Origin of the sequence: Niabella aurantiaca DSM 17617 (assembly GCF_000374125.1) — a bacterium.
In the GTDB taxonomy this organism is placed as follows: Bacteria; Bacteroidota; Bacteroidia; order Chitinophagales; family Chitinophagaceae; genus Niabella; species Niabella aurantiaca.
This window is the reverse complement of the sequence record NZ_KB893645.1, coordinates 227,026-240,468: the sequence shown is the minus strand read 5'-3', so window position 1 is coordinate 240,468 and position 13,443 is coordinate 227,026. Positions and strand designations below refer to the sequence as shown.

General features: G+C 51.2%; 7 protein-coding genes. 1 reads left to right on the top strand and 6 read right to left on the bottom strand.

Features of this window, described 5'->3' with window-relative positions; all coding sequences use genetic code 11:
- Positions 1–300: 300 nt before the first annotated feature.
- A complete protein-coding gene (locus tag B160_RS0122275; RefSeq protein WP_018630159.1) occupies positions 301–2,610 on the top strand; it encodes a DUF5703 domain-containing protein in 2,310 nt (769 codons plus the stop codon).
- A 379-nt stretch (positions 2,611–2,989) separates the two neighbouring features.
- Here the strand turns inward: B160_RS0122275 and B160_RS0122265 are convergent, their stop codons facing one another.
- The 6 genes from B160_RS0122265 to B160_RS0122235 all read right to left on the bottom strand — a co-directional run bounded on the left by B160_RS0122265 (position 2,990) and on the right by B160_RS0122235 (position 13,392).
- Entirely contained in the window at positions 2,990–5,818 is a 2,829-nt protein-coding gene (locus B160_RS0122265; protein WP_018630157.1) for a glycoside hydrolase family 95 protein, read from the bottom strand.
- A gap of 106 nt (positions 5,819–5,924) precedes the next feature.
- Positions 5,925–7,499, bottom strand: coding sequence for a glycoside hydrolase family 28 protein (locus B160_RS0122260; protein ID WP_018630156.1), 1,575 nt, complete (start codon positions 7,497–7,499; stop codon positions 5,925–5,927).
- A gap of 51 nt (positions 7,500–7,550) precedes the next feature.
- Positions 7,551–10,280: an alpha-d-galacturonidase gene (locus B160_RS0122255; RefSeq protein ID WP_245562262.1), complete on the bottom strand. Its 2,730-nt coding sequence runs from the start codon at positions 10,278–10,280 to the stop codon at positions 7,551–7,553.
- A 175-nt stretch (positions 10,281–10,455) separates the two neighbouring features.
- A complete protein-coding gene (locus B160_RS0122245; protein WP_026309947.1) occupies positions 10,456–11,529 on the bottom strand; it encodes a Gfo/Idh/MocA family protein in 1,074 nt (357 codons plus the stop codon).
- A complete protein-coding gene (locus B160_RS0122240; protein WP_018630152.1) occupies positions 11,504–12,532 on the bottom strand; it encodes an L-rhamnose/proton symporter RhaT in 1,029 nt (342 codons plus the stop codon). The genes B160_RS0122245 and B160_RS0122240 overlap by 26 nt, the downstream gene beginning before the upstream one ends.
- Before the next feature lie 2 nt (positions 12,533–12,534).
- Positions 12,535–13,392 carry an amidohydrolase family protein gene (locus B160_RS0122235; RefSeq protein WP_018630151.1) on the bottom strand — a complete coding sequence of 286 codons (858 nt, stop codon included), beginning with the start codon at positions 13,390–13,392 and terminating at the stop codon, positions 12,535–12,537.
- Positions 13,393–13,443 lie beyond the last annotated feature (51 nt).

The window sequence follows — 13,443 nt, the reverse complement described above, 5'->3', positions numbered from 1 at the left end:
TGCGACAAAAACCAGATCAATAATAATAAACTTTTGGCTTTCCGTCAAGTTTAGGGGCATATTTGTGATCACCGGCGGCAGCAATACCTTTGAGCGGGCGGCCTGCACCCTGTTTTCCCGTATGGCCGGCCACGGGGAAAACAGCGCTCCCGCATTCGCCGCAATCCTTTTGCAGGGCCGGCCCCTGCCCCTCCGCCGTTTCCCGGTAAATTCCGGTAATTTGTGAAAATCAAGCCATCTGCATGGCCCGAAAGACATTTCTCTTTAATTTTATAATTGTAAAAACAACAATTATATAGTATGCTCCGGTTCCTTATCTGTACTGTTTTTCTTTTTTTCTTCCCGCACAGGAGTGTCGCGCAGCCTGCTATAAAAGACTATAACATCACCTGGAACAGCCAGAGTAAAAACGCCTCGGGATCCATGCCCGTAGGCGGTGGTTCCATCGGCACCAACCTATGGGTGGAAAACAACGAGGTGCTGCTCTATTTTTCCCGCAGCGGCGCCTTTGATGAGAACAATACCCTGTTAAAAGGGGGGCGCCTCCGGATCCGGTTATATCCTGATCTTTTTGCAAACGGCTCTTTCCGGCAGGAACTGGACCTCCAAAAGGGAGTTGCCGTCATCCGGACAAAAAACAAAAACGGGGCCGCAGAGCTGCGGGTTTGGGTTTCCGTTTCCCAGCCGGTAATCCATATAGAGATCAACGGTTCCGTTCCGGTTACTGCCGAAGCCATCTATGAGAACTGGCGGTTTGCCGACCGGCCGCAGAAGGGCAAAGAAAACAATGCCAATTCCTGGAAATGGGCCGGCCATGTAAAAGTGATGACCAAAAAAGATTCCGTTCGCTTCGATGACAACCGCATCCTTTTTTTTCACCGCAATACGGACTCCACAGTATTTGATGCCGCTGTAACACAACAAAAGCTGGCCACCGTCAAACAACAGCTGTTCAATCCGCTCAGACGGCTTACATCCGGAGGCATTGTTGAAGGAGCAGGCTTTATCAAAGAAAGGACGGGTAACGGCGTTTATACGGCCACGCCTTTTAAGAGCTGGTACCTGAAAAGCCGCAAGGCCCAAAAGTACCATGAGCTGCGGGTTGTTTTACACAACAACCAAACCGGCAGCCTGAATACCTGGCTGAAGGAGCTGCAACACCTGGCTCTGAAAAGCCGGGCAGCAAAAGCAGACCGGGCGGCTACGGAGCAGTGGTGGCGGCAATTCTGGAACCGGAGCTATATCTGTATCCGTCCGGATAAAAAAACTCCTGCAGACACCGCCTGGCAGGTAGGGCGCAATTACCAGCTCTTCCGGTATCTCCTCGCGGCCAATGCCTACGGCGCTTACCCTACAAAATTCAATGGCGGCCTCTTCACAGTTGATCCCCTGTTTACCGACAGCAGTATCAACGGCACACCGGATCATCGCAACTGGGGTGGTGGCACTTTTACCGCTCAGAACCAGCGCCTGGTGTACTGGCCTATGCTCAAAAGCGGGGACGCGGATATGATGAAGCCGCAGTTTGATTTTTATAACCGGTTATTGCAAACGGCAACATTGCGCAGCAGCCTTTACTGGAATCATAAGGGTGCCAATTTTAACGAGCAGATCGAAAATTTCGGATTACCCAACCCTACCGAATATGGCTGGAAACGCCCCGGGGGATTTGACCCGGGCATGGAATACAATGCCTGGCTGGAATATGAATGGGACACGGTACTCGAATTTTGTATGATGATCCTCGAAACCCGCAACTATGAAGGAGCGAACATAGACCCCTATCTTCCGCTGATCAAGAGCTGTCTTATTTTCTTTGATGAGCACTACCGGTACCTGGCCCAAAAAAGAGGCAATAAAGTACTGGACCAGGACGGTCACCTGGTATTATACCCGGGGTCTGGCGCCGAAACGTTCAAAATGGCGTACAACGCCAGCTCTACCATTGCCGCTTTAAAAACGGTGATCCGGAAATTATTGTCGGCCCCGGTTTATTTAACCGCTGAAGAAAGAAATTATTTCGGGGAGTTCCTGAAACGGATCCCGCCGATCCCCTATATGCAGTATCACGGCAAAACCACCATCGCGCCGGCCCGGGTTTGGGCGCGGGTGAACAATACCGAATCGGCGATGCTTTATCCTGTTTTCCCCTGGGGTATTTTCGGCGTGGGCAGGCCCGGGTTGGATACGGCCATCAATACCTACCAGCTGGACAGTTTCGCCCTGAAGTTCAGAAGTCATGTGGGTTGGAAGCAGGACAATATTTTTGCCGCCCGGCTTGGATTAACGAAGGAGGCCAAACGGCTGACGATCTTAAAACTGCAGGACAGCGGCCGTCGCTTTCCTGCCTTCTGGGGGCCGGGCTATGATTGGGTACCCGATCATAACTGGGGCGGCTCCGGTATGATCGGCCTGCAGGAAATGCTGTTGCAGGCCGTTGATGACAAGCTCTACCTCTTTCCGGCCTGGCCAAAGGAATGGGATGTATCCTTTAAGCTGCACGCACCCGGACAAACAACGGTAGCTGGTATTTTAAAGAACGGCAAACTGACGGCGCTTAAAGTCGTTCCACAAAGCCGGGAGAAAGATATCGTGAATATGCTGCAATGATTTTTTGCCAGCAGCCTTTACATTGCCGCCGGTGTTTCAAGCAGGCCCGCTCCCTATCCCGCAACGGCACTCATTGCCCCGGCCGGTATTCTTCAAAACAATCGCTTCGGGATCTTTTTTAAAGCCGTTGGGCTGCGGGTCATTAACCGGCAAGGCAGGAAGCCGGCCGGGTTCATGTGGTGCCGGAAATCCGGGATCATTTTCAGCATCCAATGCGGCACCGGATTGCCAATAGATGCTGAAACACCTGTCTGACCGCTCGTCCCGGGAGTTCGGAACGACAATCTTCTATGAACAGATTTCAGGGTCAGCCCCGGCAGTGAAAATAATTCACATTGATGGGTGCGGATCGCACCCGCCAATGAGCATTCATGGATCGTTATAACGCCTCCACGCTTTTAAGATCAAGGGCAATTTTATAGCTTTTCCCTTTTTTAAATGCAAAAGGCAGCACCACACCATTGTAGCGCAGGGTGACTTTGCCATCCGCAACGGCCTTTATGGTAAGTGCTGTCAGCTGTTTGTTTTCCCATTTCAGATCCAGTATCAGTCCTCCGCGTGCATGAATGCCATTGATCCGGCCACCGGGCAATGCATCCGGCAAGGCCGGGAGAATATCGATAAAACCGGTATGGGACTGCAGCAGCATTTCGCCAATACCGGCGGCTCCGCCGAAATTGCCATCGATCTGGAACGGTGGATGCGCATCAAATAAATTGGGATAGCTGCCGGCGCCTCTCCCCGCCGGGCTCAGCAACATCTGGATCAGTTTGTAGGTATGATTGCCGTCTTTGAAGCGCGCCCACAGGTTGATCTTCCAGCCCAGGCTCCAGCCCGTGGCGGCATCGCCGCGATAGATCAGCGACTGGCGGGCGGCTTTCATCAGGTCCGGCGTTTTTTCCCAGTTGATCTCATTTCCGGGATAAACACCCCAAAGATGCGATACATGACGGTGCTTGTTGGTGGTATCATCCACATCCTGCATCCATTCCTGCAACTGGCCATAACGCCCGATCTTATTGGGTACGATCCGGGAATATTTATCTTCAAGCTCTTTCCTGAATGCAGCATCCCTGCCCAGGATCTTGGATGCTTCGATGGTATTTTGGAACAGGGCACGGATGATCTGGTGGTCCATCGTGGGGCCCGCTACCAGTCCGCCCTGTTCGGGCGAGTTGGAAGGGGTGCTGATGAGGTAACCGCTCACCGGGTCTTTGATCAGGAAGGTATTAAAGAACAACGCTGCGTCCTTCATAATGGGATAAGCAGTGTCTTTTAAAAAGCGTTCGTCTTTTGTAAACAGGTAATGTTCCCAAAGATGCTCGCAGAACCAGGCGCCCCCCGTAACCCAGATGCCGTGATTGGAGGCATTGATGGGTGCGGTGCCCCGCCAGAGATCAGTATTGTGGTGCAATACCCAGCCGGGAGCATTGTAATATTCTTTTGCCGTTTTGCGCCCGGACGCAGCCACTTCCTGCGTCATCTTAAAAAATGCGCTGTGCAGGGGCGACAGTCCCAGCAATTCTGCCGGCCAGTAGTTCATCTCCGCATTGATATTCGTTGTGTACTTGCTGCCCCAGGGTGGGGACAACAGGTCGTTCCAGATGCCCTGCAAATTCGCCGGATAGGTTCCCGGCCGCGAACTGCTGATAAGCAGGTATCGCCCGTACTGGAGGTACAGTGCTACAAACCCCGGATCCCCGGAACGGGAGAACTGCGCCAGCCGCTGGTCCGTGGACAACTGTGTGTTATCCGTCGGTATCGACTTGTTGTAAAAATCCAGGGAAAGCGTATGAAAATATTGCTGGTATTCTTTTATATGATCGTGCAGTACCGCGGCAAAAGCCTTTTGCCCTATTTTTTGCAATGCCGCTTTACAAAGCGCAGCAGGTTGCCCGGACACATCTTTATAGTTGCGGTAATTGGTCGCTGCCGTTATCCATACGGTTGCTTCATCGGCATTGCGTACCACAAGCCGGTTGTCTTTTACAGCAATATTTCCGTTCTTCGTTGTCACCCGCACATAGCTGTCTCCAAACAAGGCCCCGTCCTTTACCTGTACATGAAGCGCCACGGTATGGGGGTCCGTTTGTTTCAGAGTATAACTCCGGTGCGGACTGGAAAGTGCCGTTTCAAAGCTGATCGCCCCGGCTTTGTCGGCCGTAAGGTTTACCGCGATCACCTGATCGGGTACACTGGCAATATATGTGCGCTTAAACCTTGTGCCGCCGCTCTTATAAGAGGTGGTCAACTCCGCATCTTCCAGGTTCAGTGTGCGCCGGTATTCCGTAACTGATGACGCATCCACATCAAAATAAAAATGCACATCGCCAAAAGGCTGATAACGGGCCTGGTACTCTCCTACCGCGGGCACTTTGTCAGATTGGATCCAATACTTCCACTGACCGTTCAGTGATAATTTTTCTTCCGGTTTTCCGGCGGGATAAATACCAATGGGCCTACTGGTATCCTTATACCCAAGGATCCCGCCTTTTCCGGCAACATTCAGCACCAGGATGGCAATATTGTTTTTACCCGCCTTTAATGCGGTGGCCGGCACGTTGTATATGCGCGCCTCTCCGTTGTTCTGTGCGCCTACCTTAACGCCGTTTACAAAAGTGATATCCTGCTCAGCGATCTTGTTCAGATCCAGCTCCAACGACTTACCCTTCCAACCTGCGGGCAGCTCAAAGCCGGTGCGGAACCATACGGCACCATCCAGTTCTCCAATCCCTTCTTTTTCCCAGCCGTCATAGTTGGGCACATGAATCCGTTTCCAATCGCGGTCGTTATAGCTTGCCCCGGAGGGATTATTCTTTTGTTTCAGAATAGCCTTCATCTTTGTGGTCCAGGCGGCGCGGTCGCCTTCGGCTGATTTCAGTCCCAAAAATTCCCGGCCGGCCAGATCTTCGGCTTGTCTTTGTTTACCGGCAAACAATAAACCTCTTATCGAATCGAGGTATTTATACGCTCCCTTCCGGTTATAATCGCGCGGTCCTCCGGACCACAGTGTTTCTTCATTGAACTGGATCCGGTCATCGGCCACGCCTCCGAAAACCATGGCTCCCAAACGACCATTCCCGATGGGCAATGCTTCTACCCATTCGGCCGCGGGCCGGTCGTACCAAAGTTTCAGATCCTGTGACCGGGTTACTGATATTCCCAAAAAGAGCGCCGTCAACAATAAAATACCCTTATACTTCTTCATTTGCTTATATTAAATAAATAATGATCCGGTAAAAGCCGATCTGTAGCGTCGCGTAAAATTTTCACCCGCTGGTCTCTGAGGCAATCCGCGCTATCTGCGGAAAATACTAATCCATCTTTACCGCCTCTTTTTTCACTTCACTACCCAGCCTGATCTGCTCATTGGTTACCACGTTATCCTCAAACAGAAGATGCTCCGTTTCCGCTCCCGTGATCTCGGCAAATTGCTGTGCCCTGTCAAACGGCCAGCAATCCTGGATGCGTGCGCCTTTCACATCATTTAACCGCAGCAGCGGAACGTCCGCCGGAAGCCGGGCCGCCTCAAAATTAAGGATCGTGAGCCGTTCTGTGGCATCTGCTTTTAATGCCGGCCCGGTTTGCGTATTCACCCGCACATTACTGAATGAAATATCCGCAGCATTTTTCAGGGTAATGCCCCGCTCGGCCTCAAAGACCACATCATTCAGACTGATCTCTGACACCGGCATTTCCTTTAGTCCGTTCACATACATTGCTTCTTTGGTATAAGCAGTGATATTGCTCAACCGGATGTTCCGGAAACGGGGCGTCCGCTCAGACACCGGTTCTTCCGGAGCCTTTGCATACTCCATATCCAGCACAATGGCCTGCTGCCCTATATTCTTCATCACAATATTGCTTACCCGTATATCTTCCACCACGCCGCCCCTGCCACGGGTCGTTTTAATGCGGATGCCACGGTCGGTACCATCAAAAATACAGTTACTGATCGCGATCTTTTTAACGCCGCCGCTCATCTCGCTGCCGATCACCACCCCCCCATGCCCGCTGAGCATGGTACAATTCGTGATCGTATAATTCTCGGCCGGCCGGGCTTTTGCACGCCCGGGGGCATCTTTTCCCGATTTAATAGTAATGCAGTCATCACCCACGCTGATATGGCAATCGCTGATGTGCACATTGCGGCAGCTTTCGGGATTGATACCGTCGGTATTGGGTGCATTCCGGCCGGGGTTGATGATGGTAACAGCGTGCACCGTTACATTATCGCAAAACTGCGGGTTGATGGTCCAGAACGGTGAATTGCGTATCGTGATCCCCTGGATCAGGATATTCTTACTATGCATGAACTGGATAAAGGGTGGTCGCAAAAATCCGCGTTTCATTTGCTTCGGATCATCCGGCAAAAGAATATTCTTGTTCAACCGGTCAAACTCCAGCTGCCATTTGGAACGCGGTTGCCCTTCTTTATATCCTTCAACAAAATCCCACCATTTCTTACCATGACCATAAAGGGTGCCTCTCCCGGTTATGGCAATATTCTCCACCCCGTTGGCATAAAACAACGGGGAAAAACTGGTCACATCCACCCCTTCGTACCGGCTTTCCACCATGGGCAGGTAATCATCGAAGTCATCACTGAAATGCAGTTCGGCGCCGGCATCGATCAGCAGGGTGATGTTGCTTTTTAAATGAATGGGACCGGTAAGGTATTTTCCTGCAGGAAAGTACACCGTTCCCCCTCCGGCCGCAGATGCCGCCTTAATGGCTTTTGCGATCGCTGCCGTTGCTTTGGCGCTGCTGTCCTTTTTGGCGCCGAAGCGGGTTATGTCAAAATAGGACTGCGCCGATATCCAGCTTCCGGCAACAGCCAGGCAGCACAGTAAAAAAGCTTTTTTCATATAGAATTTAATATTGTTCATGGTCTTTATTTTATCATCCGGCCCGTGCGGACACCAGCCGGAGGTATCATTTTACTCAAACAGCCAGTCCACCTGCTTTCTATTGCCACTTTCATACAAGCCTGCATCGTAAACTTTTATGGGTTGACTGCCTTCTATAAATCCCAATACGATGGCTACTCCTTTGCCGAGCTTAAGCGTATTGATGCCCGGCTTAAATTCGTACATATGCACATTTAATTGCGGCATACCGGGTATCACCAGCGCATTGGCGATCTTGGTTTCTGCCTGGCCATAATCGTTGGCCAGCGCATTCGTTTCCAGTTCGGGCGCCTTCAGGTAAAGCGTATCTTTCGAAAAGGCCGCCTTCTGCGGTTGGAAAAAGCCTACCAGCACTTTTACGGGGCGGGTATTGCTGAACGTATAGAATGTTCCATTTTGCAGCTGTGCTTTATAAGAAAGCTTCAGCCCCTTCAACCCCTTCAGTTCGGGCGCGTAGGACCTGATGGCCCAGGCGGTATCCGAAAAAGGTTGCACCAGGCTGTCGATCACAAATGCCGCTACCGGCTTGTCCTTGTTCATTATTTTGGCAGCCGTGTAGGCCTTTACCTGCACGGCATTTTCCTGCGGGTTCTTTTTTAAGGAATCCAGCCTGTGTTGAAACACTTTCAGCTCCTGCTCAAACGGGACCAGCACTTCCTCCCATGTTTTAAAAGTGCCGTCCACCCCACGGATGGGGATCTTCCGCTGTTTGGTTTGCATACTGTTGGCATAGAGATAAGTACCCTTCGTAAGGTCCACCAGCTTCCGGTACCAGTTCATACTCTCCTTTAATAAAGGCAATGCTTTTTCAAGGTCGTTTATATCGTCCGAATATTTATACCGCAACACCCATAGGGCCGCTTCAGCTTTTGCCGCATAATGATAGGCAAGGGCCCGGTAGCAGGCCGCATCGTTTTCAATGCGCGCAAACTCGTCCTTGTTTTTTGTCACCCGCCCGATCGTCTTCAAAGCCGCTACTGCAGCATCGCCATGCGCCCGCACTTCATGTGCCACCTGTACCGGTGTTTCTCCATGATGGGCAATGCCCTTCCATTCCTTATCGGCATAATCGATCAGCATTTCGCCTTCCGGACTCTCCCCTTCATACAACAGGGTAAACAGGCCATATCGGTAGGGATTGATCAGCTGCGTCATCAGCATCCCCAAGGTCAGCGTTTGGCGGTTGCCATCTGTAATGCCAAAGCGTCGCAACAGCTTGGGAGCGATCTGGCCCATTGCTTCGTAAGCCTGCAAAATGGCGGCACCTTCTTCTTTGCCAACTCCGAACTGGTCGCCCATCAACCTGCTCCAGTAACGGATCTCCTCCCTGCGGCTGCGTTTCGATTGCCACGCATACCGGCCCCAGGCCTTATACCAGATCCAGTCGCGCTCTATCTGCAACAGGCGCTTTCCTCCATTGATACGGTCGGCGCTATAGGGCCAGTCCCAATACGATGATTCCGGGTACAGATGCAATCCGTGGGCACCCAGCACTTCATTCATTCCCGCTACACTTTGCTGAATAAAATCCGGCGATCCGTAACGGAATGGCTCCAGGTTGGCCAGGATATGTACATTGGCAATGTGCACACTCCCCAGCCGGCTCAATGTCTGGTGGAGCCTTGCCCATTCACCTCTTGGTCTGGGCATCGTCAATGCTTCACCATTGAACTTTGCTTCGGTATATAAATTCTTATACAGGGGTAGCGCTGCTTTCATTACAGAAGGGGCGTCGGTATCATGCGCACGCAATACGATCGGCGGTTCTTCTTTGATGCCCAGCGCCTTCATACCATCCCGTACACCGGGAATGATGGTTTTTGTAAACCACTCGATATCGTCATTGCCCACTCCTTCCATCGCTTCACCCAGGCAAACCATCAGCCCTACATTGGGATACTTTTCTACAAAGGCCGCGATCGACTTACGGGTATAATCCGCAATCAGGGGAATGATCGGCCGCTCGCGTTCCTGTGTTTTCAGGTGGTTCTTTTCTGCAAAAGGCTTTGATACAATAATATTGTAAAACATCTGTATCACCCAGATGCCACGCTTATCTGCTTCCGTGGTCAGGAAGCGGTACATTTCTTCGTTTTTTTTAAAAGTAGCTTCATCCACCTCCACTGCATAAGGATAATCCTTCAGCCTTACCAGCGATGCAAAGGGATGCCCGTTCCAGAGGTATAATGAATTCATCCGGTTGTGCACCATCGAATCCAGCACCTGCATCCATAATTTTTTGTCATACAGCCAGGGGAAGGTCTGGGGCGTATAGGGATATTCATACACATTGTGCCCGGGCAGGTAATAGGGCTTCTGAATACCGATGCATTCCCCGCGCAGCACCATTTCAGGAGCATCGGAGAATGACAGCGTTCCCGGAAGGGTACCGTTCGTTTTAATACGGTCCGCCAACTCCAGACATCCATACAGGGTTCCGGTGGCATCAGCTCCTGTTATCAGTACCTGGTTGTCCTTTGCTTCAATGGAAAAGCTTTCCTTTTTGCCTTTGCCGGAAGTAGACAGGCGGATCCAGGTGCCGCTTACCGGTTCTGCGGATGCAGTAAGCCTTGTTTCATAGCCTGCCGCTATAAGCCCGCTTTTCAATTGCGCTGCGCCATACTTCACCCGTTCCGTCGCATTTGACGAAATCCCGATGGTGACTTTTTCCTTTGCGGCCAGGGCAGATAACGGCACGGTGGCCACCAGCAAAATAATCGTTAATACCCCTCTCATCCGTTTATGCATTCTGTACTTCATCGCTTATATGATTTCCCCGGGTTTTTGGTCAGTTCCATCACCACCGCCTGTGTCCGGTTTATGAGGACTGCCCCGGGGCAGATGGCTCATCCGCAGCTGCTGCAGGGTTTCGGCTGGCAAAGACCCGCCGGACAGGTGCACAGGAGCCCGTACAATAAGATTGACTGCGGGTTTATTATACAGAGGACAATAAAACCCCTCCCCGTTCGCTGCTGATGTAAGCAGCTTCCACGCATCTCATCGTATCGAAAGCATCATCAATATTGTTTTCAGGCATTTCGATGAGCCCTTTCTTTGCCCGGATCATCTGCTCCATGGTACCAATGAAGGCATGGGGAAACCAGGAGCCGTCTATTTTCTTTGACCGCCATTCGGGGACTTCCCCCGGAACGGCTGTTATATATTCAAATGTATCGGGAATGCCATGCGGGTAATTGATCAGCACACCCAGGCTCATTTTAACAGCGCCCCCGGTACCCTCTATTTTTATATAGGATTCCTGGTGCTGATACCCAAAATCATGATGGTGATTGGTATGGATAGTGGCCCTGATGAAGTTGCCGTAATCCATAATGATGGTACTTTTAACAGAAGCCAGTTGTAAAGAATCGGGGTGCTTGTATGTTTTGGCATATACACCAGCCGGATTTCCAAGAAAGGACCGTATCAGATCTATATAATGAACGCTATGGTAATTGATCTCCATGCGCGGCTTTTCAAACAGGAACGACCAGAGGTTCCAGGGTGTATACACATTCACATAAATCTCTATATCGGTAAGCGTACCGATCTGTCCCGCGCTGATCATTTTTTTTGCTTCGAGGACAAAGGGTGCAAAACGAAGCTGGAAGTTGACACCTGCCAGCATTTTTTTTGCGTGTGCCGTTTCCCGTATGGCCCTCGCTTCTTCAATGCTTTCGCCCAGGGGTTTTTGGATCAGCACGGCCGCGCCATCGGGCAGCTGCCGCAATACCCCCACCGTTTCCGAGGCGGGCAGCGCATAATCATAGATCACCTGTTCATCCTGATCTGCTACCATTGCTTCCAGCGAATCGTATACCCGCGGGATGGAAAATTTTGCAGCAAGCGCCTCCGCCTTTTGTTTGTTGCGGTTTACAATGCCTTTTACATGAAAACCCGCCATCCGGTACGCCGGCAGGTGCGCATCATTTACAATACCCCCCGCTCCAATTATACATATACCAATCGCCTGGTCATTCATATCAGGATCCTCCTTTATAATTACCATAGGTTAACAGTATTACGGAAAGCAGCAAGACCAGCAGCGCCCCTGCCAACACCCGCCTGGTGCGTGCTTTTGTAAACTTCCATTCCTTCAGTACCATTCCGACTATCGCGCTGAACAGCACCAGCAGGATCATGTGTATGGCCCAGCTGGAAAACTCGTACCTGCCCAGGTTTACATGCCCGAGCCCATAGAAAAAAAACTGTCCGTACCAAAAAAAACCGGTAAGTGTGGCCATCAAATAATTGGTGGTTAGTGCTCCCGGCACCGCTGCACGTCTGTATTCCCCGAATGTGCGGTTTTTCCGATGCAGGTACAATGAGTAAACCAGTGTGGTTAGAAAAGCACCTGAATTGGAGAAAATATATACCGCATTCACCTGGAAATTTCCTGCTCCATGCGCGGCAGCAAGATCCGAAACGGGCTTCCCCGCATTGATGGCAAAACCATAAAAAGCGGAGAGGATACCGGCCAATATACACAAGGGCAGCCCTTTCTTAAAAGAATAGCCCTGCGTGGCCGCGCTGTTTTCTTTTTCTTTCATCCGGCCGGCAACCCCGCAAAAAGCAATTCCCACCGCACCCAGAAAAACCCCGGTAAGGATCCAGTTTCCCCCGGTGCCTTTTATCACCGTGCTGATGGAACCGTCCATTACCGGCGGGACCAATGTGCCCAGCACACAGGACAACCCGACGGAGACCGCGTAGGTCAGTGAAAAGCCAATGTAACGAATGGCCATGCCAAATGCTGTTCCGCCAACGCCATAGGCCATACCCAGCAGGAAGGACCGGATCATGGCTGTCCGCGGCGCTTCCTGTAAAACCACATCCAGGGACGGCACTGTGATCAGGGCTACCACCACCGGCAGGATCAGCCAGCAAACGGCCGCCTGTGCCAGCCAATATGTTTGCCAGGACCAGCCCCGTACTTTTTTTTCGGGTGTATAGCACAGTGCCGCAGATGAAGCACCTACCCCGTGGAAAAATATGCCGTTGAATAATTGCATTTTTAAGACTGATCCAGCTTCAGGTTGTAAAATCGGATCGCATTGCCGGCGTACACGTTCTCCAGTGCTTCAGCCGCCAGCAATGACGACCATACTTTTTTATAAACATCCCAGGTGTACACATAATCCCCTGCCAGTAAGGATACCGGCCAGTCACCACCGCAAAAACAACGATCGGCGCCGAAATGTTCCAGGACAAATTCAATATAAGGTTTCAGCCGATCCACAGTAAACTTTTCAGTGCCCGCTACCGTTCCCAGCCCGGATATTTTCGCATATATATTTTTATTCTTTGCAGCCTCCTGCATCAATGTGCCCCATTGTCCATAACGTGTGCCGCTGCTAATGGGAGGGGCATTCAGATGGTCAAAAACCATACGTAGTTCAGGAACCTGTTCCGCCACTTTTAAAATAGTTTCAATATGTTCCGGCAGCACCCCCACCACATCATACGGAATATTACGAGCCGCCAGTACTTTCAGGCTTGCGATCACTGCGGGCTGCAATAACCATTGCGGATCGTTTTCATCATGAATGAGGTGGCGTACGCCTGCAAAGTATTCGTCCTTCAACAGCCGCTGTTCCAGCAGGGCTACCGTACGTTCCGTATCGGCCAGCGGCAACCAGCTCACCACACCTTTGATCCAGTCTGTGCTCCGGGCTACATCCAGCATATGGAAGGAATCCTCCATCTGCACATCTGCCTGTACAAAGATACCAGCACTAATGCCAGCCGCTTTTCTTGCTGCATCCAGCTCGCCGATCGCATATGTACGTTTCAATAGTTCCGGCGCGCCGGACAACCAGCCGTAGGATGATTTTGTCGTATCCCAGATATGTATATGTGTGTCGATGATCATAATTACCAATATATCACCCCTATGGGGCTATCAATAGTACATCCCTGCGGG

What these genes read in the sequence shown, in the direction of transcription:
- B160_RS0122275 (WP_018630159.1), top strand. Translation starts at nt 301, where the DNA reads ATGCTCCGGTTCCTTATCTGTACTGTTTTTCTTTTTTTCTTCCCGCAC.
- B160_RS0122265 (WP_018630157.1), bottom strand. Translation starts at nt 5,818, where the DNA reads ATGAAGAAGTATAAGGGTATTTTATTGTTGACGGCGCTCTTTTTGGGA.
- B160_RS0122260 (WP_018630156.1), bottom strand. Translation starts at nt 7,499, where the DNA reads ATGAACAATATTAAATTCTATATGAAAAAAGCTTTTTTACTGTGCTGC.
- B160_RS0122255 (WP_245562262.1), bottom strand. Translation starts at nt 10,280, where the DNA reads ATGAAGTACAGAATGCATAAACGGATGAGAGGGGTATTAACGATTATT.
- B160_RS0122245 (WP_026309947.1), bottom strand. Translation starts at nt 11,529, where the DNA reads ATGGTAATTATAAAGGAGGATCCTGATATGAATGACCAGGCGATTGGT.
- B160_RS0122240 (WP_018630152.1), bottom strand. Translation starts at nt 12,532, where the DNA reads ATGCAATTATTCAACGGCATATTTTTCCACGGGGTAGGTGCTTCATCT.
- B160_RS0122235 (WP_018630151.1), bottom strand. Translation starts at nt 13,392, where the DNA reads ATGATCATCGACACACATATACATATCTGGGATACGACAAAATCATCC.